Annotated in this window: 21 protein-coding genes; 18 read left to right on the top strand and 3 right to left on the bottom strand. The window is 68.5% G+C overall.

The window, feature by feature from the left end; all coding sequences use genetic code 11:
• Positions 1-36 precede the first annotated feature (36 nt).
• The gene (locus D7X99_RS16485) at positions 37-456 is read right to left on the bottom strand and encodes a hypothetical protein (protein WP_120581055.1); all 420 of its coding nucleotides are present in this window, start codon (positions 454-456) and stop codon (positions 37-39) included.
• Positions 457-579: 123 nt separating this feature from the next.
• Between D7X99_RS16485 and D7X99_RS16480 the strand changes: the two genes are divergently transcribed.
• The 9 genes from D7X99_RS16480 to D7X99_RS16440 all read left to right on the top strand — a co-directional run bounded on the left by D7X99_RS16480 (position 580) and on the right by D7X99_RS16440 (position 5,639).
• Positions 580-1,356 carry a HesA/MoeB/ThiF family protein gene (locus D7X99_RS16480; protein ID WP_120581054.1) on the top strand — a complete coding sequence of 259 codons (777 nt, stop codon included), beginning with the start codon at positions 580-582 and terminating at the stop codon, positions 1,354-1,356.
• Positions 1,344-1,583 carry a sulfurtransferase TusA family protein gene (locus tag D7X99_RS16475; RefSeq protein ID WP_121778645.1) on the top strand — a complete coding sequence of 80 codons (240 nt, stop codon included), beginning with the start codon at positions 1,344-1,346 and terminating at the stop codon, positions 1,581-1,583. Before D7X99_RS16480 ends, D7X99_RS16475 begins: the two co-directional genes overlap by 13 nt.
• Before the next feature lie 4 nt (positions 1,584-1,587).
• Positions 1,588-1,860: a ubiquitin-like small modifier protein 1 gene (locus tag D7X99_RS16470; RefSeq protein ID WP_121778644.1), complete on the top strand. Its 273-nt coding sequence runs from the start codon at positions 1,588-1,590 to the stop codon at positions 1,858-1,860.
• A 10-nt stretch (positions 1,861-1,870) separates the two neighbouring features.
• On the top strand, positions 1,871-2,503 hold the full coding sequence (locus D7X99_RS16465; RefSeq protein WP_121778643.1) for a ThiF family adenylyltransferase: 633 nt from the start codon (positions 1,871-1,873) through the stop codon (positions 2,501-2,503).
• Entirely contained in the window at positions 2,467-2,955 is a 489-nt protein-coding gene (locus D7X99_RS16460) for a Mov34/MPN/PAD-1 family protein (RefSeq protein ID WP_121778642.1), read from the top strand. The genes D7X99_RS16465 and D7X99_RS16460 overlap by 37 nt, the downstream gene beginning before the upstream one ends.
• Positions 2,956-3,112: 157 nt before the next feature.
• Entirely contained in the window at positions 3,113-3,883 is a 771-nt protein-coding gene (gene cysC, locus D7X99_RS16455) for an adenylyl-sulfate kinase (protein ID WP_121778641.1), read from the top strand.
• 89 nt (positions 3,884-3,972) lie between these two features.
• Positions 3,973-4,875 (top strand): ATP-dependent sacrificial sulfur transferase LarE, encoded by a 903-nt coding sequence (gene larE / locus D7X99_RS16450; protein ID WP_121778640.1) that lies wholly within the window; start codon positions 3,973-3,975, stop codon positions 4,873-4,875.
• Positions 4,872-5,411, top strand: coding sequence for a hypothetical protein (locus D7X99_RS16445; RefSeq protein WP_233613452.1), 540 nt, complete (start codon positions 4,872-4,874; stop codon positions 5,409-5,411). Before larE ends, D7X99_RS16445 begins: the two co-directional genes overlap by 4 nt.
• A 63-nt stretch (positions 5,412-5,474) precedes the next feature.
• Positions 5,475-5,639, top strand: coding sequence for a ribbon-helix-helix domain-containing protein (locus D7X99_RS16440; protein WP_014396701.1), 165 nt, complete (start codon positions 5,475-5,477; stop codon positions 5,637-5,639).
• 9 nt (positions 5,640-5,648) lie between these two features.
• Here D7X99_RS16440 and D7X99_RS16435 read toward each other — a convergent pair whose 3' ends face one another.
• The gene (locus tag D7X99_RS16435; RefSeq protein ID WP_121778639.1) at positions 5,649-6,509 is read right to left on the bottom strand and encodes a tRNA pseudouridine(38-40) synthase TruA; all 861 of its coding nucleotides are present in this window, start codon (positions 6,507-6,509) and stop codon (positions 5,649-5,651) included.
• 43 nt (positions 6,510-6,552) lie between these two features.
• On the opposite strand from D7X99_RS16435, the gene D7X99_RS16430 reads away from it, so the two are divergent.
• The 3 genes from D7X99_RS16430 (at position 6,553) to clpX (ending at position 9,651) form a co-directional block, all read left to right on the top strand.
• A complete protein-coding gene (locus D7X99_RS16430) occupies positions 6,553-7,470 on the top strand; it encodes an AgmX/PglI C-terminal domain-containing protein (RefSeq protein ID WP_121778638.1) in 918 nt (305 codons plus the stop codon).
• A gap of 27 nt (positions 7,471-7,497) precedes the next feature.
• On the top strand, positions 7,498-8,151 hold the full coding sequence (locus D7X99_RS16425; RefSeq protein WP_169826248.1) for a hypothetical protein: 654 nt from the start codon (positions 7,498-7,500) through the stop codon (positions 8,149-8,151).
• Positions 8,152-8,373: 222 nt separating this feature from the next.
• Positions 8,374-9,651: an ATP-dependent Clp protease ATP-binding subunit ClpX gene (gene clpX / locus D7X99_RS16420; protein ID WP_120577682.1), complete on the top strand. Its 1,278-nt coding sequence runs from the start codon at positions 8,374-8,376 to the stop codon at positions 9,649-9,651.
• 87 nt (positions 9,652-9,738) lie between these two features.
• On the opposite strand, the gene D7X99_RS16415 is transcribed toward clpX, so the two are convergent.
• A complete protein-coding gene (locus tag D7X99_RS16415) occupies positions 9,739-11,259 on the bottom strand; it encodes an Hsp70 family protein (protein WP_121778637.1) in 1,521 nt (506 codons plus the stop codon).
• Positions 11,260-11,600: 341 nt separating this feature from the next.
• On the opposite strand from D7X99_RS16415, the gene D7X99_RS16410 reads away from it, so the two are divergent.
• The 6 genes from D7X99_RS16410 (at position 11,601) to D7X99_RS16385 (ending at position 20,172) form a co-directional block, all read left to right on the top strand.
• On the top strand, positions 11,601-13,856 hold the full coding sequence (locus D7X99_RS16410; RefSeq protein ID WP_121778636.1) for a PrkA family serine protein kinase: 2,256 nt from the start codon (positions 11,601-11,603) through the stop codon (positions 13,854-13,856).
• 149 nt (positions 13,857-14,005) lie between these two features.
• On the top strand, positions 14,006-14,896 hold the full coding sequence (locus D7X99_RS16405) for a serine protease (RefSeq protein WP_121778635.1): 891 nt from the start codon (positions 14,006-14,008) through the stop codon (positions 14,894-14,896).
• Between the two features lie 83 nt (positions 14,897-14,979).
• Positions 14,980-15,438 (top strand): cytidine/deoxycytidylate deaminase family protein, encoded by a 459-nt coding sequence (locus D7X99_RS16400; protein ID WP_120563017.1) that lies wholly within the window; start codon positions 14,980-14,982, stop codon positions 15,436-15,438.
• Between the two features lie 255 nt (positions 15,439-15,693).
• The gene (locus tag D7X99_RS16395; RefSeq protein WP_169822133.1) at positions 15,694-16,356 is read left to right on the top strand and encodes a HAMP domain-containing histidine kinase; all 663 of its coding nucleotides are present in this window, start codon (positions 15,694-15,696) and stop codon (positions 16,354-16,356) included.
• A gap of 72 nt (positions 16,357-16,428) precedes the next feature.
• Positions 16,429-17,868, top strand: coding sequence for a sigma-54 dependent transcriptional regulator (locus D7X99_RS16390; protein ID WP_120563019.1), 1,440 nt, complete (start codon positions 16,429-16,431; stop codon positions 17,866-17,868).
• A gap of 327 nt (positions 17,869-18,195) precedes the next feature.
• Positions 18,196-20,172, top strand: a complete 1,977-nt coding sequence (locus tag D7X99_RS16385; protein ID WP_121778634.1) for an ArsA family ATPase — start codon at positions 18,196-18,198, stop codon at positions 20,170-20,172.
• Positions 20,173-20,185: the final 13 nt, after the last annotated feature.

Here is a 20,185-nt window from a genome sequence, read left to right as displayed (position 1 = left end):
GGTCAGCGTCCTGGCGGGTGCGGAAGGGGAAACGCGCTACTTGGGGGCGCCTTCATCCACGCACGCCTTCTTGGCCTCCGGCTGGCGGGAGAGGACGAAGTCCAGGCGGTCCTTCGTCTCTCCGGTGCGCTCGTCGAACAGGGGCGTGCCGCCCGCGTACATGGTGCCCTTCTGGCTGCCGTACTTGTCCAGGTTGTGGGTCTTGAGCCAGCCGTCCACGCAGGCCTCCAGGGCCAGGCGGTCGCTGGCGCCCGAGTCATAGGTCACGGCGCTCGCGTCCTTCGTGCCAGCCTCGGCGGTGGCCTCCGGGGGAGCGGCCTCGCGGCCCGACTGGAGCTCCTCCTTGACGGTGCCGGTCTGCGTGGCCGCGTCCGGGCTCTCCCCGGTGTTCTTGTGGCAGCCGACAGCCAGGGACAGCAGGGTGGAAAACACGAGCGCGCCGGTCAGGTTTTTCATATGTCCTGGCTGGTGAGGGCCGCTTGTGACGGCGGCGGGTAGGGAAGGCTTCGGGAGCGTCCTGAAGTCAGGACGTGGAGTCGCCGCACCATATTCGTTCGTTCCTCACGGAGCACCAGTCCCATGCACGGTTCGCCGGATACCGACCATCACGCACGCATTCCCCACGCCACCCGCATCGAGCGCGCGCGGGTGCTGGTCGTGGGAGCGGGCGGCCTGGGCTGTCCGGCGTCGCTCGCGCTGGCGCAGGGCGGTGTGGGCCACCTGACGTTGGTGGATCCGGACCGGGTGGACGTGACGAACCTGCCCCGGCAGCTCTGGCACCGCACCCAGGATGTGGGCCGCTTCAAGGCGGAGTCCGCCGCCGCCGGCCTCCTGCGCGCCTTCCCCGGCTTGAGCGTGGAGGCCCTGCCGGAGCGGCTGGACGCGGGCAACGCCGAAGCGCTCTTCCGCGAGCACGACCTGGTGGTGGACGCCACCGACGGCGTCGCCACCAAGTTCTTCCTGTCGGACGTGGCGGTGCTCACCGGTGTGCCGCTCGTCTACGGCGGCGTGCTGCGCATGAACGGCCAGGCCCTGCGAATCGACCCCGGCGGCCCGTGCCTGCGGTGCCTCTATGAGGACGTGCCGCCCCCGGACGCGGTGCCCACCTGCGCGCAGGCGGGTGTGCTGGGCGCGATGGCGGGGCTCATCGGCGCGGTGCAGGCGCTGCTCGCGCTGGAGCTGCTGGCGGGCGCGGCCACGGGCCCCCGCGGCCAGGCCACGCTGCACGTGCTCGACGGCGAGACGCTGGAGGGGCGCACGGTGAAGGTGACGCGCGCGCCCGACTGCCCGGGGTGCGCCATCCAGACGCTGCCCCCGTTCCCTTCGTCCCAGGAGGACACCGCATGCCCGACGTGACGGCGACGTTGGACATCACCCGCGAGGTGTGTCCGATGACCTACGTGCGCACCAAGCTGAAGCTGGAGTCGCTGCCCGCGGACACGCTGCTGGAGGTGCTGCTCAAGGGCGACGAGCCCCTGAAGAACGTGCCCCGCAGCGCGAAGGACGAGGGCCACGACGTGGTGTCCCTGGATCCACGCGGGGACGGCACGCACCGGTTGATCATCCGCAAGCGGGGGAAATGAGCCAATGGCCACGATTCGCATTCCGACACCCATGAGGACGCTGACGGGCAACCAGTCCGAGGTCCAGGCCACCGGCGCCACCGTGGGCGACGTGCTGCGCGACCTGGAAGCGCGCTATCCCGGCATGGGCGCGCGCCTCTTCGACGACAAGGGCGCCGTGCGCCGGTACGTGAACGTCTTCCTCAACGACGAAGACGTGCGCGCGCTCAAGGCCCTGGACACGCCCGTGAAGGACGCGGACCGGATCACCCTCATCCCCGCGATGGCGGGGGGCTGACGGGGCCGTCATGGCGCTGCGCGAGGATCAGATTCTCCGCTACTCCCGGCAGATCCTCCTGAGGGACGTGGGCGGGCGCGGGCAGGAGGCCCTGCTGGCGGGCGGCGCGCGCGTGGACGGGCTGGGCGCGTCCGGCCTCACGGCCACGGCGTACCTGGCGGGCGGCGGCACTCCGGTGACGGGCGTGGGATCGCTGACCATGGGGCCCTGGTCGCCGGGGTTCCTGGCGTCCGCGCACGACGTGGGCCAGCCCGTGGCGGAGGTGCTGGCGCGCGTGGTGCCGGAGGTGAACCCGGACGCGGTGGGCACGCCCGGCGGCGGGCTGCTCGCGGAGCTGCCGGCGGCCTGGAGCGGAGAGGCCCCGTGGGTCGCGCTGGGGGGCGACGGCGCGCGTGGCGCGGTGGTGTTCCGGGGCGCGGACGGGTGCGTCTGGTGCTTCGGTGAAACGGTGCGCCACCTGGGCACGCCGCCGGACGGGGCCATGGGCGTGGCCCTGGGCGCCCTGGGCGCGCTCGTCTTCCAGCGGCTGCGGTTGGGACTGGGCCCGTCGCTGGGCGGCCGGTGGTTGAGTGCTCCGGGCTCGATGACGGACCTGGAGCTCCGCCGGTGCTCGCGCTGCGCCGCGGCGGAAGCGAAGCCCTGATCCAGCACGCCCCGCCGGAAGTCCTCGCCACGATGATCCGCCACCTGGAGGCCGCGTGGCCCCAGGAAGGCTGCGGCGTGATCCTCAGGAGTGGGGCGGGGGAGGGTGACTCCTGGCGGGTCGTCCCCCTAACCAACGCCTCCCCCACGCCGCACGTCGCCTACGCCTTCGCCCCAGAGGTGTGGCTCCAGGTGTGTCTGGACGCGGACGCGCGACAAGAGGAGGTGGTCTGCGTCTTCCACTCACACGTGGACGCGCCCGCCGTGTTCTCCTCCGAGGACCGACGCCAGGCCGCTCCCTCGGGAATCCCACTGCTGCCCCAGGTGTCCTACGTCGTGGTTGCCATACGCGGAGGCCGTGCCGCCTCCGCCTCCCGGTCTATTTGGAGCGCGGGCGATTTTCAGACTGTTCCGCTTGCATTGGCGGATTTCAGGTTTGAAAAAACCGTGTAAGGGCGGGAACTTGCCCTGCAGCCGACCCCACCTGCGGAAAGGTGGGTCCGAATTGTCAAGTGACTGGGTTTTCGTCTATAAAGCGGTGGTCTATTGGATCTGCCGCGTCCCACGCCGCGTGCAAGAAGCGCTCCGGACGCAGGGAGTTAGAACCCTTATGGCCACCAACAACGGATTCACCCTCTGGCTCACCGGCATGTCCGGAACTGGGAAGACCACGACGGCCGCCTACATCGCGGCCCGGCTCCGCCAGGTCGGACGTAACGTGGAGGTCCTCGACGAGGGCGAACTCCATAACGACCTGTGGGCTGGCATCGGCGACACCAAGGACGAGCGCAACATGATCGTGCGCCGCCTGGGCTTCGTCGCCGGCCTCATGGCCCGCAACGGCGTGGCGGTGCTCGTCCCCTGCGTGAGCCCCTACAAGTCGAGCCGCGAGGAAGTGCGCCGCGCGGTGGGCAAGTACGTGGAGGTCTACGTCGACTGCCCCACGGAGAAGCTCATCGAGCGTGACTCCACCGGCAAGTACAAGAAGGCGCTCAACGGGGAGATCCCCAACTTCATCGGCATCACGGAGCCGTACGAGCCGCCCACCTCACCCGAGGTGACCATCTACTCCGACTCGGAGTCGGTGGAGGACGGCGGGACGAAGATCTTCCAGGCGCTGCTGGACCTGGGGCTGATGTCCACGGACGAGCTGAAGACCATCACCGGCAAGAAGATGAAGGCCAACCCGCTGCCGCCGAAGAAGGCCCGCCGCGACGAAGAGGACCCGCCGGTCCGTGTCGCCGCCGTGAAGGTCGCCAAGGCCCCCAAGGCGGACAAGGGTTCCAAGGGCGCCAAGGCGCGTCCGGCCACCCGCGCCGCCCGCGTGGGCAAGCCGGCCCCGGCCGCGAAGAAGAAGGCCGCCAAGGGCAAGGCCCGGTAGTCCCCACCGCCGTCCTGACTGTCGAAGGGCTCCAGGTTGCCCGCGCGATGCGCGTGCAATCCGGGGCCCTTCCGTTTTAGGAGTCCCCCATGCTGAGCCCCGAGCGGATTGAAGCCCTCTGTGAAGCGTCCCGCCCCAAGCTGGAGGCGATGCGCGACGCCCTGCGCGCCCACGGCAGCGCGCTGGTGGCGTTCTCCGGCGGCGTGGACTCCACCTTCGTCCTCGCGATCGCGGCGGAGGTGCTGGGCGAGCGCGCCCTGGCGCTCACCGCGCTGTCCGCCTCCGTCGCCCCGGAGGAGGAGCGCGAGGCCCGCGAGCTGGCGGACCGCCTGGGCGCCCGGCACGTCGTCGTCTCCAGCAACGAGCTGGCGAACCCCAACTACGCCGCCAACCCCACCAACCGCTGCTACTTCTGCAAGACGGAGCTGTACGACCTCTGCGAGGCGAAGCGCGCGGAGCTGGGGCTGTCCGTGGTGCTGGACGGCTTCAACGCGGACGACTTCAAGGATCACCGGCCCGGCCACAAGGCCGCGAAGGAGCACCAGGTCGAATCTCCCCTGGCTCGGGCCGGGCTCACCAAGGATGAGATCCGCGCGTGGAGCCGCAAGCTGGGGCTGCCCACCTGGGACAAGCCGCAGATGGCGTGCCTGGCGTCGCGCATCCCCTACGGCACGTCCGTGACGCGCGACCGGCTCCTGCAGATCGCCGCCGCGGAGTCGGAGCTGCGAGCGCTGGACTTCAAGCAGTTCCGGGTCCGCTACCACCAGGACGTGGCGCGCATCGAGTTGGCCGGCGAGGAGTACCCGCGCTTCTTCGAGGCCGGCATCCGCGAGCGGATCAACGGCGCCTTCAAGTCCCTGGGCTTCAAGTTCGTGGCCCTGGATCTGGAGCCCTTCCGCTCCGGCCGCCTCAACGAGGCCGCCGGCATCGCCCCCGCGGCCGGGGCAGGGCAGGGGAGCGCCGAGGGCTTCAAGCTCCCGGTGGTGGGGTGAAGGGTCTCCCCTCGGGTTTCCTGATCGCGCTGGGCCTGGCGCTGGCCACCCCCGCCGCCGCCGTGGAGTACCTGGATGACGGGCCGTACGCGCGCCGGCGCTCGCTGATCCTCACGGTGGGGCCCGGGGCCACGTACTCCGAACGGATCAGCGGGGACTCCGCCGTGTCCGGACTCGCCGGGCACCTGGACCTGGGGGCCGCGATCACCGTGGGCTACGGAGGGGACGAGGTGTTTCTCCTCGCGCGCGGCAGCACCGGCCGCCCGGGGGAGGATCTGACGCTGATCACCGGGTACCGCAGCGTCTTCGGATCCGAGTCGTGGCGGACCTTCTTCGACCTGGGCGTTTCCGTGCGTCCGATTTCTGGGCCGTGGCTGGGGCCTCGCATAGGGTTCGGCGCCAGACACACCCTCTCGGATCATTTCGCGCTGTACGGCGGGCTCGGCTTCACGTTCGGGTTCGGCTCCGGACTGCGCGCGGACACCGAGCTCTTCACCGGGCTGCAGTGGATCATCCCGGTGGGTTCAGCCTCGTAGGTTGTTTTCTTGAGGTTGTCCGACATTGTGAGAGGGTGTGTGCATCTGTCGGAGGTTGCGCACTTGGACATGAATCCCCGCCTCACCTCGGTCGTGTTTCGTCTCAATCGCGAGAAGCTGGACGCCCTGAAGGAGCTGTCGCGCACCACGCGCATCCGTCAGAGCGAGTACCTCCGGGAGGCCATCTCGGATCTGCTGGCGAAGTACGAAGCGCGCTTCGTGGACTGAAGCGCCACGTCAGCCCGGCGGCGCTCCCGTGAAGGGTGGCGCGTCGGGCAGACCGGGCGGGTGGAGGCGCTCGCCGGGCCCGAAAGGGTCCACCGCGGAAGGATAGCGGACCTCCCACAACACCAGCCCATGCGCCGGGGCCTTGAAGCCGGGCAGGGCGGTTCCCGAATCCAGCGCCGCGTGCCACTGCTCCTCGGACAGGAGCCCCGCGGCCACCTTCAGCGCGCTGCCCACCAGGTACCGCACCTGGTAGCGCGCGAAGCCGTCTCCCTCCAGCCGCGCCTCGAAGAGCCCTCCGCCCAGCTCACGCAGGGTGGCGGACTGGAGCGTGCGCGGCTTCTGGGGACTGGAGCGCTCGTGGAACGCGGTGAAGTCCCGCGTGCCCACGGCGCGGGCGAGCAGCGCCTCCAGTCTCTCCGGCGTCACCCGGTGGCCTGCCTGGAGGGTGACGTCCGCCGCCACATCCAGCGCGTACGGCCTCCAGGCTTCCGGGGGCGGGGTGCCCAGTGTCAGGTGGTAGCGGTACTCCTTGCCGCTCGCGCTCCACTGCGCGTGAAAGGCGCCCGGCGGCCGCTTCGCGATGCACAGCCCCACGTCCGGGGACAGGTGCGGCGCCAGCCGCGCGGGCAGCGACTCCAAAGGCACGTCCTCATTGAGGCGCAGGCTGATGACCTGCATCCGCGCGTGTACGCCCCGGTCGGTGCGCCCGGACGGCATCACCGTGGCCGGTGAGCCTGCCTGCTCCAGGGCGTTTTCGAGCGCGTCCTGGACCGTGGGACCTTCCACCTGGCGCTGGAAACCGCGGAAGTTTCCACCGCGATACCAAGTCCACAGTACGGCGGGAATTCGTCTGAGGGAGGTCCGTGCCACGGCGTTGCGGTGTCGATGGGAGAAACACGATACTCCCGCGCGAATGCTGGCCGCTCAAGAACTCGCGATGGACAGTGATGGGCAGTGGCTTTTCCGACAGGGCGACCTGGTGCTGGGGCCCATCACCGCGTCCCAGGTGGTGGAGAAGCTCTACACGGGGGAGCTGACCCCGGACAGCCAGGTGGCTCCGGCCGGAGAGCGGGAGTTCCGCAACCTCCGGGACACCGCCACCTTCCAGGTGCACATCGCGCGCTTCGAGGCGCAGGGCCGCGTCGCCCAGACGATGCTCGTCGAGCAGGCCCGCAACCAGAAGCGGGTGAAGGTGCTGGCCGGCGTCGCCGCGGGCGTGGCGCTCCTGCTGGGCGTCACCGGCTGGTACCTGGCGCGCAACGCCGCCGTGTACGGCCTGTTCGGCGCGACCGAGGAAGGCGACGGCATCACCATGGACCCGCCCACCATCCGCCTGGCCCAGGCGCGCGGGGATGACGAAGACCTCTTCGCCTATCCGTCCAACGACCCCCGCCGCCCGGATCGCCCCGCGGGGCAGGGCAGCACCCCCGGCAAGCCCGCGGGAAGTGGCGCGGTGGCCAGCGCCGCCGTCGCGGGCAACCGGCCGCCGCCCCGCACGGGCAGCGTCTCCACGGATCCGGACGGCCTGGAGATGGCCCAGCAGTTTGATCAGGGCGCCATCAACCGCGTCGTCGCGGGCAACCAGTCCAAGCTCTTCCGCTGCTTCAAGGAAGAGGCCGAGCGCACGCCCGGTCTGGCCGCGAAGATCCCCATGGAGTTCGTCATCGGGAACGACGGGCGCGTGAACAAGCTGTGGGTGGACAACCCCCAGTTCAAGCAGGGCCCACTCTTCGAGTGCCTCTTCGCCGAGCTGAAGAAGTGGCCCTTCAAGGCCTACGACGGCGAGCGCGCCACCGTGGGACTTTCGTTCAATATCGGCAAGCGGGGGTAGGGCGACTTTCTTGCCCACCCTCCGGACGTGCCCGATACAACAGGCATGTCCGCCTCTGTCGCCGAAGTCGAAATTGCCAAGAAGGCCATGAGCGTCCCCCCGGGGACGTTCCGCCACACCGTCCTGCTCGCCGCCAAGCGCTTCAAGTCCACCTGGGCAGAGCTGGGCAAGCTGCTCGTCCAGGTCCGGGACGAAGCGAAGTACGAGGAGTGGGGCCACGCCTCCTTCGAGGCCTACTGCCTCAAGGAGCTGCACATCAAGAAGCAGACGGCGCTCAAGCTCACGCGCTCGTTCAGCTTCCTGGCCAAGCACGAGGCCCCGGAAGAGCTCCAGCAGCACGAGTTCCCGGAGAAGGCCCCCGCCTTCGAGGTGGTGGAAGTCCTGGCCGACGCCGAGGAGCGGGGTCAGCTGTCTCCCACGGAATACAAGTCGCTGCGCGACAGCATCTGGAGCCCGGAGAAGTCCCCCACGGAGCTCAAGAAGGAATTCGCCGAGCGCTTCCCCCGGCCCCCGCCCGAGCCGCCCCCGGAGAGCCTTCAGGTACGGAAACTGGCGCAGCTGGCGCGAAAGCTCGCCTCCGAGCTGGCGGGAAGCCGTCGAGTCCCCAACGCAGTCGCCGAGCGGGCGGCCTCCCTGGCGGACGATGTCGAAGAACTCGCGTCGAGCGTGACGGACGCCTGAGTCGCTGTTATCCAAGACCGACCCGTTGACCTGGGCTGAACGCTCGGAAGGAAAGGGCGCTTCCACCGGGCTTCCTGCCCGAAGGGGAGGGCCCTATAGTGGGTTCAGGGCCTGTAGGTGGGCTTGAAGCCGTCGAAAGACGTGGGCGGCTTCGCGGGGTGATGGAGTGTGGTGGTCGGTGGAGAAGGTCCCGAACCGGGACCGGCGAACTCGGAGGCGGCAGTGAAGAAGGAGCACCACGTCAACCTGTCCTGCTCGTTCTGCGGAAAGTCGCAGCGCGAGGTCCGCAAGCTCATTGCCGGACCCACGGTCTACATCTGCGACGAGTGCATCAAGCTGTGTAACGACATCATCGCGGACGAGAACGAACGCGAGGAAGGCAAGCCGCAGGTCAGCCTGCCCACGCCGCTGGAGATCAAGGCGTTCCTCGACGACTACGTCATCGGCCAGGACCAGGCGAAGAAGGTCCTCTCGGTCGCGGTGTACAACCACTACAAGCGCATCTATCAGAAGAAGCCGACCGCCCGGCCGCGCCCCGGGGTGAAGGCCCCTGGCGGCGAGGACGTGGAGCTGCAGAAGAGCAACATCCTGCTCATCGGCCCTACGGGCTCTGGCAAGACGCTGCTCGCGCAGTCCCTGGCGCGCTTCCTCAACGTCCCCTTCACCATCGCGGATGCCACCAGCCTCACCGAGGCCGGCTACGTGGGTGAGGACGTCGAGAACATCATCCAGAACCTCCTCCACAACGCCGACTACGACGTGGAGAAGGCCGCGCGCGGCATCGTCTACATCGACGAGATCGACAAGATCGCGCGCAAGGGCGACATGCCCAGCGCCACCCGCGACGTGGGCGGCGAGGGCGTGCAGCAGGCCCTGCTGAAGATCATCGAAGGCACCCGCGCCAACGTCACCCCGCGCGGCGGCAAGAAGTACAACCAGCAGGAGTACGTCCAGGTCGACACGACCAACATCCTCTTCATCTGCGGCGGTGCCTTCCACGGCATCGACGGCGTGATCAAACGCCGCGTGGGTGAGAAGGGCCTGGGCTTCGGCGCGAAGATCACCCACAAGGAAGAGCGCAGCGTGGGTGAGCTGCTGGCGATGACCGAGCCGGAAGACCTGATGAAGTTCGGAATGATTCCGGAGTTCATCGGCCGTCTGCCGATGATCGCGACGCTCAACGACCTGAAGGAGGATGACCTCGTCACCATCCTCACGATCCCGAAGAACGCCCTGGTGAAGCAGTACCAGAAGATGTTCGAGATCGAGAAGGTGAAGCTCACCTTCACCAAGGAAGCGCTGCGCGCCATCGCTCGCGAGGCGATGCGCCGTCACTCCGGAGCGCGAGGCCTGCGCGCCATCATGGAGGACGCCATGCTGGAGATCATGTACGACGTGCCGTTCCGCGAGGGCGTCAAGGAGTGCAAGATCACCGAACAGGTGATCACCAAGCACGAGCCTCCGCAGATCGTCATGGAGAAGGAAAAGAAGACCGCCTGAGGTTTCCCCCAGACGGTCTGTGATTCCATCCGGCGCCCCTCGCCTCACGCAGGCAGGGGCGCCGTGGTGTTTCTGGCGCCAGGTGCTTCAGTTCTGCGTGACGCGCACCGTGGTCTTCATCTCGCGGCCGGTGGCGGGGTCCTTCGCGCGCATGGTGAGGATGCCCTCCACGCTCACGTCGAAGATGATCTCCACGTTCACCGTGCCGGCCTTGGCGGGCATGATCCCGGAGAAGGTGAACTCGCCCAGCAGGTCGTTGCGCGCCACCGTGTCGTGGTCGCCCTGGTAGATGCGCATCGCCAGTTCGGTCTGGTTGTCGATGCTCGTCGTGGCCAGCAGCTGCTTGGCGTTGGGGATGGACGCGTTGCGCGGGAAGACGACGTGGAAGCCGCCGTCGCCGCGCTCCAGGCCAATGGCCATGGGAATCACGTCCAACAGCTGGATGCGCAGGTTGGTGTTGTCCTCGAGCGAGTGCGCGTAGAGCGCCGCGCCAATGGCCACCGCCTCGTCCGGGTGCACGCCCTTGCTGGGCGGCTTGCCGAAGAACTTGGTGAGCCGGTCCTGCACGACGGGCATGCGCGTCTGGCCGCCCACCAGCATCACTTCGTCGATGTCCTTGGTGGACAGGCCCGAGTCCACCAGCACGCGCGCCACCATCTGCAGGGTGCGGTCCACCAGCTGGTTCGTCAGCTGCTCCAGCATCTTGCGCGTGAACTTCATCTCGATGTTCAGCGGCTGGCCCTGCGCCGTCATCGTGATGAAGGGGATGTTGAAGGGCACTTCCTCGCGCGCGGACAAGTCAATCTTCGTGCGCTCGGCCAGGTCCTTGATGCGCTGCATGGCCACCGGATCCGTGGCCAGGTCGATGCCCGTCTTGGCCGCGAAGTCCTTGAGGACGTGGTGGATGATGGCGTTGTCGAAGTCGATGCCGCCCAGGAACACGTCGCCGCCGGTGGCCTTCACCTCGAAGACGCGGTCGCGGATTTCGATGATGGAGACGTCGAAGGTGCCGCCGCCCAGGTCGTAGATGACGACCTTCTCCTTCAACGTCTTGCCCACGCCGTAGGCGAGCGCCGCCGCGGTGGGCTCGTTGATGATGCGCACCACCTCCAGGTCGATCAGCTTGCCGGCGTCCTTCACCGACTGGCGCTGCCGGTCGTTGAAGTACGCGGGCACCGTCACCACCGCGCGCTTGATGGGCGTCTTCAGGTAGTTGGCGGCGACGTCGCGGATCTTCCCCAGGATCTTGGCGCTGATCTCCTGGAGCGTGAACTCCTTCTTGCCGACGTCCAGGGTGACGTCGTTCTTGGTGCCGGCGCGCATGTTGTACGCGACGGCCTTCTTCATCGTGCCGACGACGTCGCTGCTGAAGTTGACCCCGACCAGGCGCTTGGAGCCGTAGACGGTGTTGCGCGGGTTGAGCTGCCACTGGCGCTTCGCCTCGAAGCCGATGAGCTCGTTGCCCTTGTCGTCGATGGCGAAGATGGAGGGGATGGTGTACTCGCCGCCCTTGTAGGGGATGAGCTTGACGTTCCCGCTGTCCTCGACGATCGCCGCGCACGAGTTCGTCGTGCCGAGGTCGATGCCGATGATGGGCTCCTTGTGCATCGCGTGTGGGCTCCGGGTGAGGCGTTGCGGCGGATGGGGTGTGGCTTGCCGGGACCGTATCTCACCCGTCCCGGGTCCGCGAATCGCGAACCATCCGTCATCCGACGGACGTCCTCAAACTTCCAGCGCGCCTGGACCTTCCACCCCGGGCCGCCCGCCTGGTCGGGTGGGACACGGCCGGCATCCAAGCGCGCGACCCCGAACACACCGCCCGCGAGGGCAGGGCGGGTCGCTTTACATCCCAAGGGCCGGGAACGAAGGTCAGCCCCAGGGGTTCACATGCGACGGCGAAGCGCCGTGGCTACATCCGAGAGACCACCCATCCACAGAGGGGAGCCGCCGTGGAAGCGAAGGGCTATCTGCAGGAGGTGGGCGCACAGGTCAGCGCCGACTTCGTCAAGAACCGGTCCATCCTGTCCTTCGAGGAGTACCTGTCGCTCTTCTTCACGGACCCGAAGGGCCAGTCGCGCAACGCGGCGCAGTACCTGCGGGACGTGATGGACCACTACGGCACGGAGATGGTGCCGCACCCCACCGGCACCATCCGGCGCTTCAAGGTCTTCGACGTCCCGTCCGCGGAACATGACGGCCGCGTCGCCGGGCAGGAGGAGGTGCAGAACGCCCTCTACCGCATCCTGGGCAACTTCGTGCGCGCCGGCCGCATCAACAAGCTCATCATGCTGCACGGCCCCAACGGCAGCGCGAAGTCCAGCCTGGTCAACGCGCTGAAGCAGGGCATGGAGGACTACTCCCGTCAGCCTCAAGGGGCCCTCTACCGCATCGCGTGGGTCTTCCCGTCGGAGAAGCTGATCAAGGGCTCCATCGGCTTCGGCGAGCGCGCGGGCGCGAAGACCGCCGAGGGTGAGCTCACCACGTACGCCCACCTGGACGCGGAGGCCCTGGACCTGCGCATGCCCTGTGAGCTGCGCGACCATCCGCTGTTCGCGGTGCCCCCCACGGAGCGCAAGGCGCTGCTGGAGGGTGCGCTCAAGAAGAAGGGGCTGGGCAACGGTGACGGGTCGACGGGGGATTTCATCCTGTCCGACTACGTGCGCGACGGCGAGCTGTGCGCCAAGTGCCGCCGCATCTACACCGCGCTGCTCAACTCCTACGGTGGGGACTACCTCAAGGTCCTGCGCCACGTGCAGGTGGAGCGCTTCTACGTGTCACGCCGCTACCAGGTGGGCACGGTGACGGTGGAGCCGCAGATGAGCGTGGACGCCGCCGCGCAGCAGATCTCCGCGGACCGCACCCAGCTCAACATGCCGGCCGCGCTGCACAGCACGGTGCTCTTCGAGCCGCACGGTCCGCTGGTGCACGCCAACCGCGGCCTCATCGAGTACGCGGACCTGCTCAAGCGCCCGCTGGAGGCCTTCAAGTACCTGCTGGGCTTCAGTGAGACGGGCGAGGTGCCCCTGGAGCCCTTCGTGCTCCAGCTGGACGAGGTGCTCATCGCGTCCTCCAACGAGAAGCACCTGAACGCGTTCAAGGAGCTGCCGGACTTCGCGTCGTTCAAGGGCCGCATCGAGCTGGTGCGCGTGCCGTACCTGCGCCGCTACAAGGTCGAGCAGGAGATCTACGACGCGCAGATCACCGCGACATCCGTGGGCAAGCACGTGGCGCCGCACGCCACGGAGGTGGCCGCGATGTGGGCGGTGCTCACGCGCCTGAAGAAGCCCATCCCGGACCGCTACCCGGCCAACGTGAAGCCGCTGGTGGAGCAGGTGGCGCCGGTGGAGAAGCTGCACCTGTACCAGGACGCGGGCGTGCCCGCGCGGCTGTCCTCCGCGAACACCAAGGAGCTGCTCAAGCTGCGCGAGGAGATGTACGAGGAGTCCGACGCGTACCCCAACTACGAGGGGCGCTCCGGCGCGAGCGCGCGCGAAATCAAGACGGCCCTCTTCAACGCCGCGCAGAACCCCGACTTCAAGTGCCTCCACGCGTTGGCGGTGTTGGAGGAACTGCACGCGCTCTGCAAGGACAAGAGCGTCTACGAGTTCCTCCTCCAGGAGGTGATGGACGGCTACCACGATCACGAAACGTTCGTGCGCGTGGTGGAGGGCACGTACCTGGACCGCGTGGACTCGGAGGTGCGCGACTCCATGGGTCTGGTGTCGGAAGGCCAGTACCGCGAGCTGGTGGAGCGCTACATCCAGAGCGTCAGCCACTGGGTGCGCGGGGAGAAGATGCGCAACCGCGTGACGGGCGAATCGGAGAAGCCGGACGAGGCGCGCATGGCGGAGGTGGAGGCCATCGTGATGCCGCAGGGCGAGGCCCCCGCGGACTTCCGCCGCGGGCTGATTGCAAGCATTGGCGCGCACCGGCTGGACAACCCGGACGGCGCCATGGACTACCCGCGCATCTTCCCGGACATGTTCAAGCGCCTGCGCGACCACTACTTCGAGGAGCGCAAGCGCGTGCTGCGCAAGAACAAGGAGAACGTCCTCAAGTACCTCTCCGAGGACCGCAACCAGCTCTCCTCGCGCGAGCAGACTCAGGTGCAGGACACGCTGAAGACGATGGCGGAGCGCTACGGCTACTGCGAGTTCTGCGCGAAGGACGCCATCCTGTTCCTGATGCGTCAGCGCTACACCTGACGGGTGGCGGAGGGCAGGCATCCAGGAAGCCGATGCCTGCTCGTCTGCTTCCCAATCCGGGCCAGGGCTCGGGATGATGCGGCTTCGCACCGAGTTGCGCGTGTGTCGTCGTCTTTTCGTCCCTCCTCATCCTTGCGCCTGGAGTGTTGATGAACCGGTTGCTGTTGGGCACCCCCCTCCTGTGGGCCCTCGTGTCGTGCGCTGGTGCCCCGTCGCAGTCCTCCGAGGACACTCCGGTCGCGACGCACACGCAGGCTCCGCTCCGGGTGGAGCGGGCGCTGTCCCGGCCCGAGCCCACGCCGCAGCCCACGCGCAAGGCGATGGTGCGGCGCATCCTCCCGCTCAACGTGCGGCTGGTGACGACGGAGGACGGCAAGGTGCGCCGCTCGGCGTCGGGCGTCGTCATTGGCACGGAGGCCGGTGAGGCCGGGCCCGTCAGCTATGTCCTCACCAACGCGCACGCGGTGGAGCAGGGCGACCTGAAGGACCCCGTGCTCAAGGTCGTGTTGGACCGGCGCGCGGAGACGCACGAGTACCTGGCGGAGGTGGTGGCCACGGGCCAGGTGCCGGACGTGGACCTGGCGCTGCTGCGCGTGACGGGCGTGACGTGGCCCGTGGCGGAGCTGGCCGCGGACGACGAACCGGAGCCGGGCGAGGACGTGGTGGTGGCGGCGTCCCCGTACGGCCGCGCGCTGTCCATCTCCGGAGGCATGGTGTCCCAGGTGGAGTGGGACAAGGAGACGAAGCACCCGCGCATGCTGAAGACGGACGCGCCCATCGGCTACGGGGCCTCCGGCGGTGGCATCTTCAGCATCGAGACGGGGAGGCTGTTGGCCATCGTGGAGGGCTACCGCACCGCGAAGGTGGACTTCGAGGTCGCCTCCCAGAACTTCAGCTTCGACGTGCCCATGCCCGGCGAGACGTTCGCCGCGCCCAGCGCCAAGGTGCGCGGCTTCCTCCAGGCGAAGGGCTTCGGCCGGCTGCTGGAGCGCTCCGCGGACGCGGAGGGTGCGGGGCCTCAGAAGACGGCGAGTCGCTGATCCAACGGCCCCGGACCGAGAAATTGGTGCGGGCTTGATCCAGCGTTAGAGCTGCGGGCTCTTTCGCTGGAGGGTTCACGCGCATGTCCGCTCGGGGCAATTGGGATCAGTACTTCATGGACATCGCCCAGCAGGTGGCCACGCGCGCCACCTGCGACCGCAAGCACGTGGGCGCGGTGCTGGTGAGGGACAAGACCATCCTGTCCACCGGCTACAACGGCGCCATCCGCGGCCTGCCCCACTGCGATGAAGTGGGCCACATGATGGAGAACGGCCACTGCGTGGCCACCGTCCACGCGGAGGCCAACGCCATCATCCAGGCCGCCAAGAACGGCGTCGGAATCGACGGGGCGACCATCTACACGACCGCCAGCCCCTGCTGGCCGTGCTTCAAGCTGATCGCCAACAGCGGCTGCACCCGCATCGTCTTTGGCGAGTTCTACCGGGACCCGCGCATCTTCGAGTACGCGGCCCGGCTGGGCCTCCAGCTCGTGGGCGTGGGCGCCGCCGCTCAGCCGCCCTCGCCCGCCACCGGGACCTGAGGGCCGACGCGCTGTCCGGGGGTGGACAACCCCTGGACACGCTGATCGCCCGGGATGGGGTTCCCGTTCGTTGAATGACACTTGCGAGAGGTCGTAAGTGGCTGTTCCGACACGGGAATTTTAGAACTCCGGCAAGAATTACCGACCCAGGGTTGACGATCCCTGGGGTGCTCCCTAAATCCTGGCTCGGTAGGGCGGCGGCGGGGGTGGGGCGACGGAAATTCCTAGGAGTTCCAGGTGGTTAACTCATCTCTCATGGCTATCAGTGTGCCTTCTGTCCAGGAAGTGTCGGACCCGGTGGTGGGCGCGGCCCGCTACGACGCGGTTCCGCCCTTGATGGACAGCTTGCTGCACGACGTGCGCAACCCGCTCAACGCGCTCGCCATCCATCTCGAGGTGCTCTCCGAGAAGCTCAAGGGCGAGTCCGGCCAGGTGCCGGCCACCCAGGAGAAGAACCTCAAGGCGATGCGCGAGCAGATCGCCCGCGTGGACGGCCTGCTCAAGCTCTTCTCGGACTTCATCGTGTTTCGCGGAGCGGGCCCCTCCGGGGACGCGCCGCTGTCGGACGCCACCGGCAAGGCCCTGGACGTGCTGGGCCATGAAAGCCGCCGGCGCCGCCTCCAGGTCCAGCGCGACATAGAGCCGGACGTGCAGGCCCACCTGGAGGACACCACCGAGCTGGGCTTCTTCCTGGTGCAGGTGCTGATGCGCGCCTTCCATCGCGCGGAGTCCGGCTCCACGGTGGTCGTCTCGGTCCGCGCGGAAGGGCCGAACGCGGTGCTGGAGGTCGCGGACGGCTCCTCGGCGCCCGAGCGAGCGTCGGACACCGTGGCCGCGCTGACGCTCCGCGCGGCCCAGCTGGGCATCGAGTTCTTCGTGGAGGCGGGAACGTGCCGCCTCGTGTTCCCGCGCACCTGAGGTTCTCCCCTTCGGGCGCGGTCGGTCTTCCATCCGGTTTCATCACGCTTCATCGCAGTGGAGGTTTTCACCTTGGGCAGCGCACGAATCCTGGCCGTGGATGACGAACGTGAGACCTGCGAGGCCCTGGCGGAGATGCTGTCCGCCTGGGGTCACAAGGTCGAGACCGCGTTCGACGGGCATGACGCCCTCCGCAAGGCCGGTGAGTTCCGGCCCGACGTCGTCCTGTCGGACCTCGCCATGCCGGAGACGGATGGCCTGTGGCTCTTGCGCAACCTGCGCGAGGAGCTGCCGGACTGCCCGGTCGTGTTCCTCACCGGCCGCGGCACCATCGACACCGCCGTGGAGTCCATCCGCGAGGGCGCCTACGACTTCATCGTGAAGCCGCTGGACACCGCGCGGCTCAAGGTCTGCATCGACCGCGCGCTGGAGAAGAAGGAGACCATGCGCGAGGTGCAGACGCTCCGGCGCCGCCTCAAGCAGCTGGGCTCCACGGACCTCATCGCCGGCTCCACCGGGATGCGCAAGGTCATCGAGATGATGGAGAAGGTGGCCCCTTCCAAGGCCAGCGTCTCCATCAGCGGCGAGTCCGGCACGGGCAAGGAAGTGGTCGCTCGCACGGTGCACAACCTGTCCCTGCGCCGCGACAAGCCCTTCATCGCCATCAACTGCGCGTCCATCCCCGCGACGCTGATTGAGTCCGAGCTCTTCGGCCACGAGCGCGGCGCCTTCACCGGCGCGGATCAGCGCCGCCCGGGCGTGTTCGAGATGGCCCACGGCGGCACGCTCTTCCTGGACGAGTTGGGTGAGATCCCCATCGACCTGCAGGCCAAGCTGCTGCGCGTGCTGGAAGAGGGCCGCCTGCGCCGCCTGGGTGGCAAGGTGGAGATCGAAGTGGACGTGCGCGTGCTGTCCGCCACGAACCGCGACCTGAAGCAGGAGATCAAGAACCAGCGCTTCCGCGAGGATCTCTACTTCCGCCTCAACGTGTTCCAGCTGCACCTGCCGCCCCTGCGCGAGCGCCGGGACGACGTGCCCATCCTGGTCCAGCACTTCGTGGACAAGTTCCGCGGGGACTCCGCCAAGCGCGTCTCCGGCGTGCACCCGGAAGCGATGGAGGTGCTCAAGAACTACGACTGGCCGGGCAACATCCGCGAGCTGCGCAACGCCGTGGAGCGCGCCGTCATCCTCTGCGACGGGGAGCTGATCACCCGCGAGCACCTGCCGCCCGACATGGCAGGCAAGAGCCCGGAGCGCCACACGTTCAAGCTGCCGTTCGGCCTGAGCCTGGACGCCGTGGAGCGCGAGTACATCCTGGGCAGCCTCCAGCGGAACGGGAACAACAAGGCCCGCACGGCGGAGGTGCTGGGGGTGAGCGAGAAGACGCTCTACAACAAGCTCAACCGCTACGCGGCGGAGAACCGTGCCCAGGGCACCCCGGGTGGCGGCAGCCCTCTGGGTGGACAGGGCAACGACGGCCCCATGAGCGCCAGCAGCTTCCTGACCCGCTGATCCGCGCCCCGTCGGGGCCTGGCGGCTGCCTGCCGCTGACCTGATGGGTAGGCAAGAAGGCCCGGATTCCGGGCCCTTGGCAGGGCTCCTGGAGAGCGCGCACGGGGCCTCCCCAAGCCGGCTTAAGCGGGCGGGGGAGGTCTCGAAAACCCCTGTCAATTCTTGACTTTTCCCCCCTGGACGGGGGATCATCCGGCCTCTCCCACCCGTTGGTGAGGGCCCGGCCGGGACGTTTCATTTCGGGCCACGTCCGCCCCCCATGGTGCGGTCGTCCGACGTGAGTCATCTGGGGTGCCGCCGGGGGGGCACAAGGAAGGCCACAACGCAATGAGCGACGCGAGAGTACTTCACTTCTTCGGCGGCAAGGGCGGGGTCGGCAAGACCACGCTTGCGGCAGCGTACGCGGTGAGGCTCTCCGAAGAAGTGCCCAAGCACCGGGTGCTGGTCGTCTCGTTGGATCCGGTCCAGTCCCTGTCGGACCTCGTGAAGAAGAAGCTGCCGGCGAAGCCCACCAAGCTCCAGGCGGGCAAGGGCGAGGGCGGCCTCTTCGGCGCGGAGCTGAACCCGCCCGCGCTGCTCAAGCCGTTCCTGGCGGAGTACCTGCCGGCGCTGGCGAAGGCGGCGGTGAAGGGCACGCACCTGTCGGACGAGGAGATGGGCAAGCTCTACCAGCAGGCGGTGCCTGGGCTGGAGGAGCTGGTGGCCCTCTTCCACGTGGTGGAGCTCCTGGATTCCGGCGACTACGATCGCATCGTGGTGGACACGGCGCCCACCAGCCACACGCTGCGCCTGTTCGACATGCCGGCGCAGTTGCGCAAGTTCCTGGGCTTCGTGAAGGCGGGCCAGGACCGCGCCGCCCCGGCCCCCAGCGGAAAGGGCAAGAAGGCCGCCGCCGCGGCGGAGGCGACTCCCGCCGGCTTCCTGGATCAGGTGGGCCAGAAGGCGGAGAAGCTGCTGGCGCTGCTGAAGGACCCCGCGCGCACGGCCTTCCACCTGGTGACGCTCGCTGAGCCGGTGCCGGAAGCGCAGACGCGCATGTACTTCACCCAGCTGCGCGAGCGCGGTCTGCCGGTGACGGAGGTGGTGGTCAATCAGGTGGAGGACCACGAGGGCTGTCCGGCGTGTCAGGGCCGCCGGGGTCTGCAGGCCCCCCACGTGCGCAAGTACCAGGCGCTGGACAAGACCGTGCCCGTGAACCTGCTGGGCCGCCGCGAGGTGGCGCCCCGGGGGTTGGACGGGCTGAAGGAGTTCGCCAAGGAGTGGGCGGCGGGCAAGGAGACCAAGGCGCTGGAGTTCAGCGCGGCTGAAGGGCCTCCGGCGCTGGTGCGCGCCCCGTCCATGCCTCCCATCGCGGCGCCTCCGCTGCCGCCCACGCGGCTCATCTTCTTCGTGGGGCAGGGCGGGGTGGGCAAGTCCTCCTGCGCGGCCGCCGCGGCGGTGACGCTGACGGAGAAGGAGGGGCCGGTGCTCCTCATCTCCACGGATCCCGCGCACTCGCTGTCGGACGTGCTGCAGAGCCGCCTGACGGACACCGAGACGCAGGTGAAGGGCACCAAGGGCCTGTACGCGCGCGAGCTGGACATGGCGGGTTGGTTCAACGCCCTGCGCAAGCGGCTGAAGGAGAAGGCGGAGAAGGCCTTCGAGGGCGCGCCCAAGGCGGGCAACGACGTGCCGGCGGACCTGCTCTATCTGCGCAACCTGCTGGAGTGCGCGCCCCCGGGCATCGACGAGCTGGCGGCCATGTCCGTGCTGACGGACGCGCTGGTGCAGGAGCGGTTCAAGCGCATCGTGGTGGACTCGTCGCCGCAGGTGACGAACGTGCGCGTGGTGGAGCTGGCGGACACGGCGAAGACGTGGCTGGGCGCGCTGCACGGCATCCTCAACAAGCACCGCGCCAAGGGCCTGGGCGAGCTGGCGGATGACCTGGCGGCGATGCTCAAGCACGTGAAGCGCTTCGAGGACGCGCTGGCGTCCCCCAGCGAGTCGCGCTTCGTGGTCGTCACGCGCGGCGAGGACCTGGCGTCGACCCGCACGGAGCGGCTGGTGGAGTACCTCAAGGAGCGCAAGCTCCAGGTGGAGCGGGTGCTCGTCAACCGCGTGGGCCCCAAGTCCACCTGCGAGAAGTGCGAGAACCGCCGCAAGCTGGAGCTGAACGCGGCCAAGGCCATGGAGAAGAAGATTGGCCTGCCCGTGACGATGGCGCCCGCGCTGGGCCGTCACCCCGCGGGGCTGCGCGAGCTGAAGGCGTTCCGCACCGCCTGGTACGCGCTGTCCGCGCCGCCGGCGAAGGTCAAGGCGGCCTGAGTCTTCCGCCGCG

The organism is Corallococcus sp. AB032C (assembly GCF_003668935.1).
Taxonomy (GTDB): Bacteria; Myxococcota; Myxococcia; order Myxococcales; family Myxococcaceae; genus Corallococcus; species Corallococcus exiguus.
This window is presented reverse-complemented; position numbering and strand designations above follow the sequence as displayed.

Excerpts from the sequence above, each read along its gene's own strand:
- D7X99_RS16485 (WP_120581055.1), bottom strand. The coding sequence starts at position 456 with ATGAAAAACCTGACCGGCGCGCTCGTGTTTTCCACCCTGCTGTCCCTG.
- D7X99_RS16480 (WP_120581054.1), top strand. The coding sequence starts at position 580 with ATGCACGGTTCGCCGGATACCGACCATCACGCACGCATTCCCCACGCC.
- D7X99_RS16475 (WP_121778645.1), top strand. The coding sequence starts at position 1,344 with ATGCCCGACGTGACGGCGACGTTGGACATCACCCGCGAGGTGTGTCCG.
- D7X99_RS16470 (WP_121778644.1), top strand. The coding sequence starts at position 1,588 with ATGGCCACGATTCGCATTCCGACACCCATGAGGACGCTGACGGGCAAC.
- D7X99_RS16465 (WP_121778643.1), top strand. The coding sequence starts at position 1,871 with ATGGCGCTGCGCGAGGATCAGATTCTCCGCTACTCCCGGCAGATCCTC.
- cysC (WP_121778641.1), top strand. The coding sequence starts at position 3,113 with ATGGCCACCAACAACGGATTCACCCTCTGGCTCACCGGCATGTCCGGA.
- larE (WP_121778640.1), top strand. The coding sequence starts at position 3,973 with ATGCTGAGCCCCGAGCGGATTGAAGCCCTCTGTGAAGCGTCCCGCCCC.
- D7X99_RS16430 (WP_121778638.1), top strand. The coding sequence starts at position 6,553 with ATGCTGGCCGCTCAAGAACTCGCGATGGACAGTGATGGGCAGTGGCTT.
- D7X99_RS16415 (WP_121778637.1), bottom strand. The coding sequence starts at position 11,259 with ATGCACAAGGAGCCCATCATCGGCATCGACCTCGGCACGACGAACTCG.
- D7X99_RS16405 (WP_121778635.1), top strand. The coding sequence starts at position 14,006 with ATGAACCGGTTGCTGTTGGGCACCCCCCTCCTGTGGGCCCTCGTGTCG.
- D7X99_RS16400 (WP_120563017.1), top strand. The coding sequence starts at position 14,980 with ATGTCCGCTCGGGGCAATTGGGATCAGTACTTCATGGACATCGCCCAG.
- D7X99_RS16395 (WP_169822133.1), top strand. The coding sequence starts at position 15,694 with ATGGCTATCAGTGTGCCTTCTGTCCAGGAAGTGTCGGACCCGGTGGTG.
- D7X99_RS16385 (WP_121778634.1), top strand. The coding sequence starts at position 18,196 with ATGAGCGACGCGAGAGTACTTCACTTCTTCGGCGGCAAGGGCGGGGTC.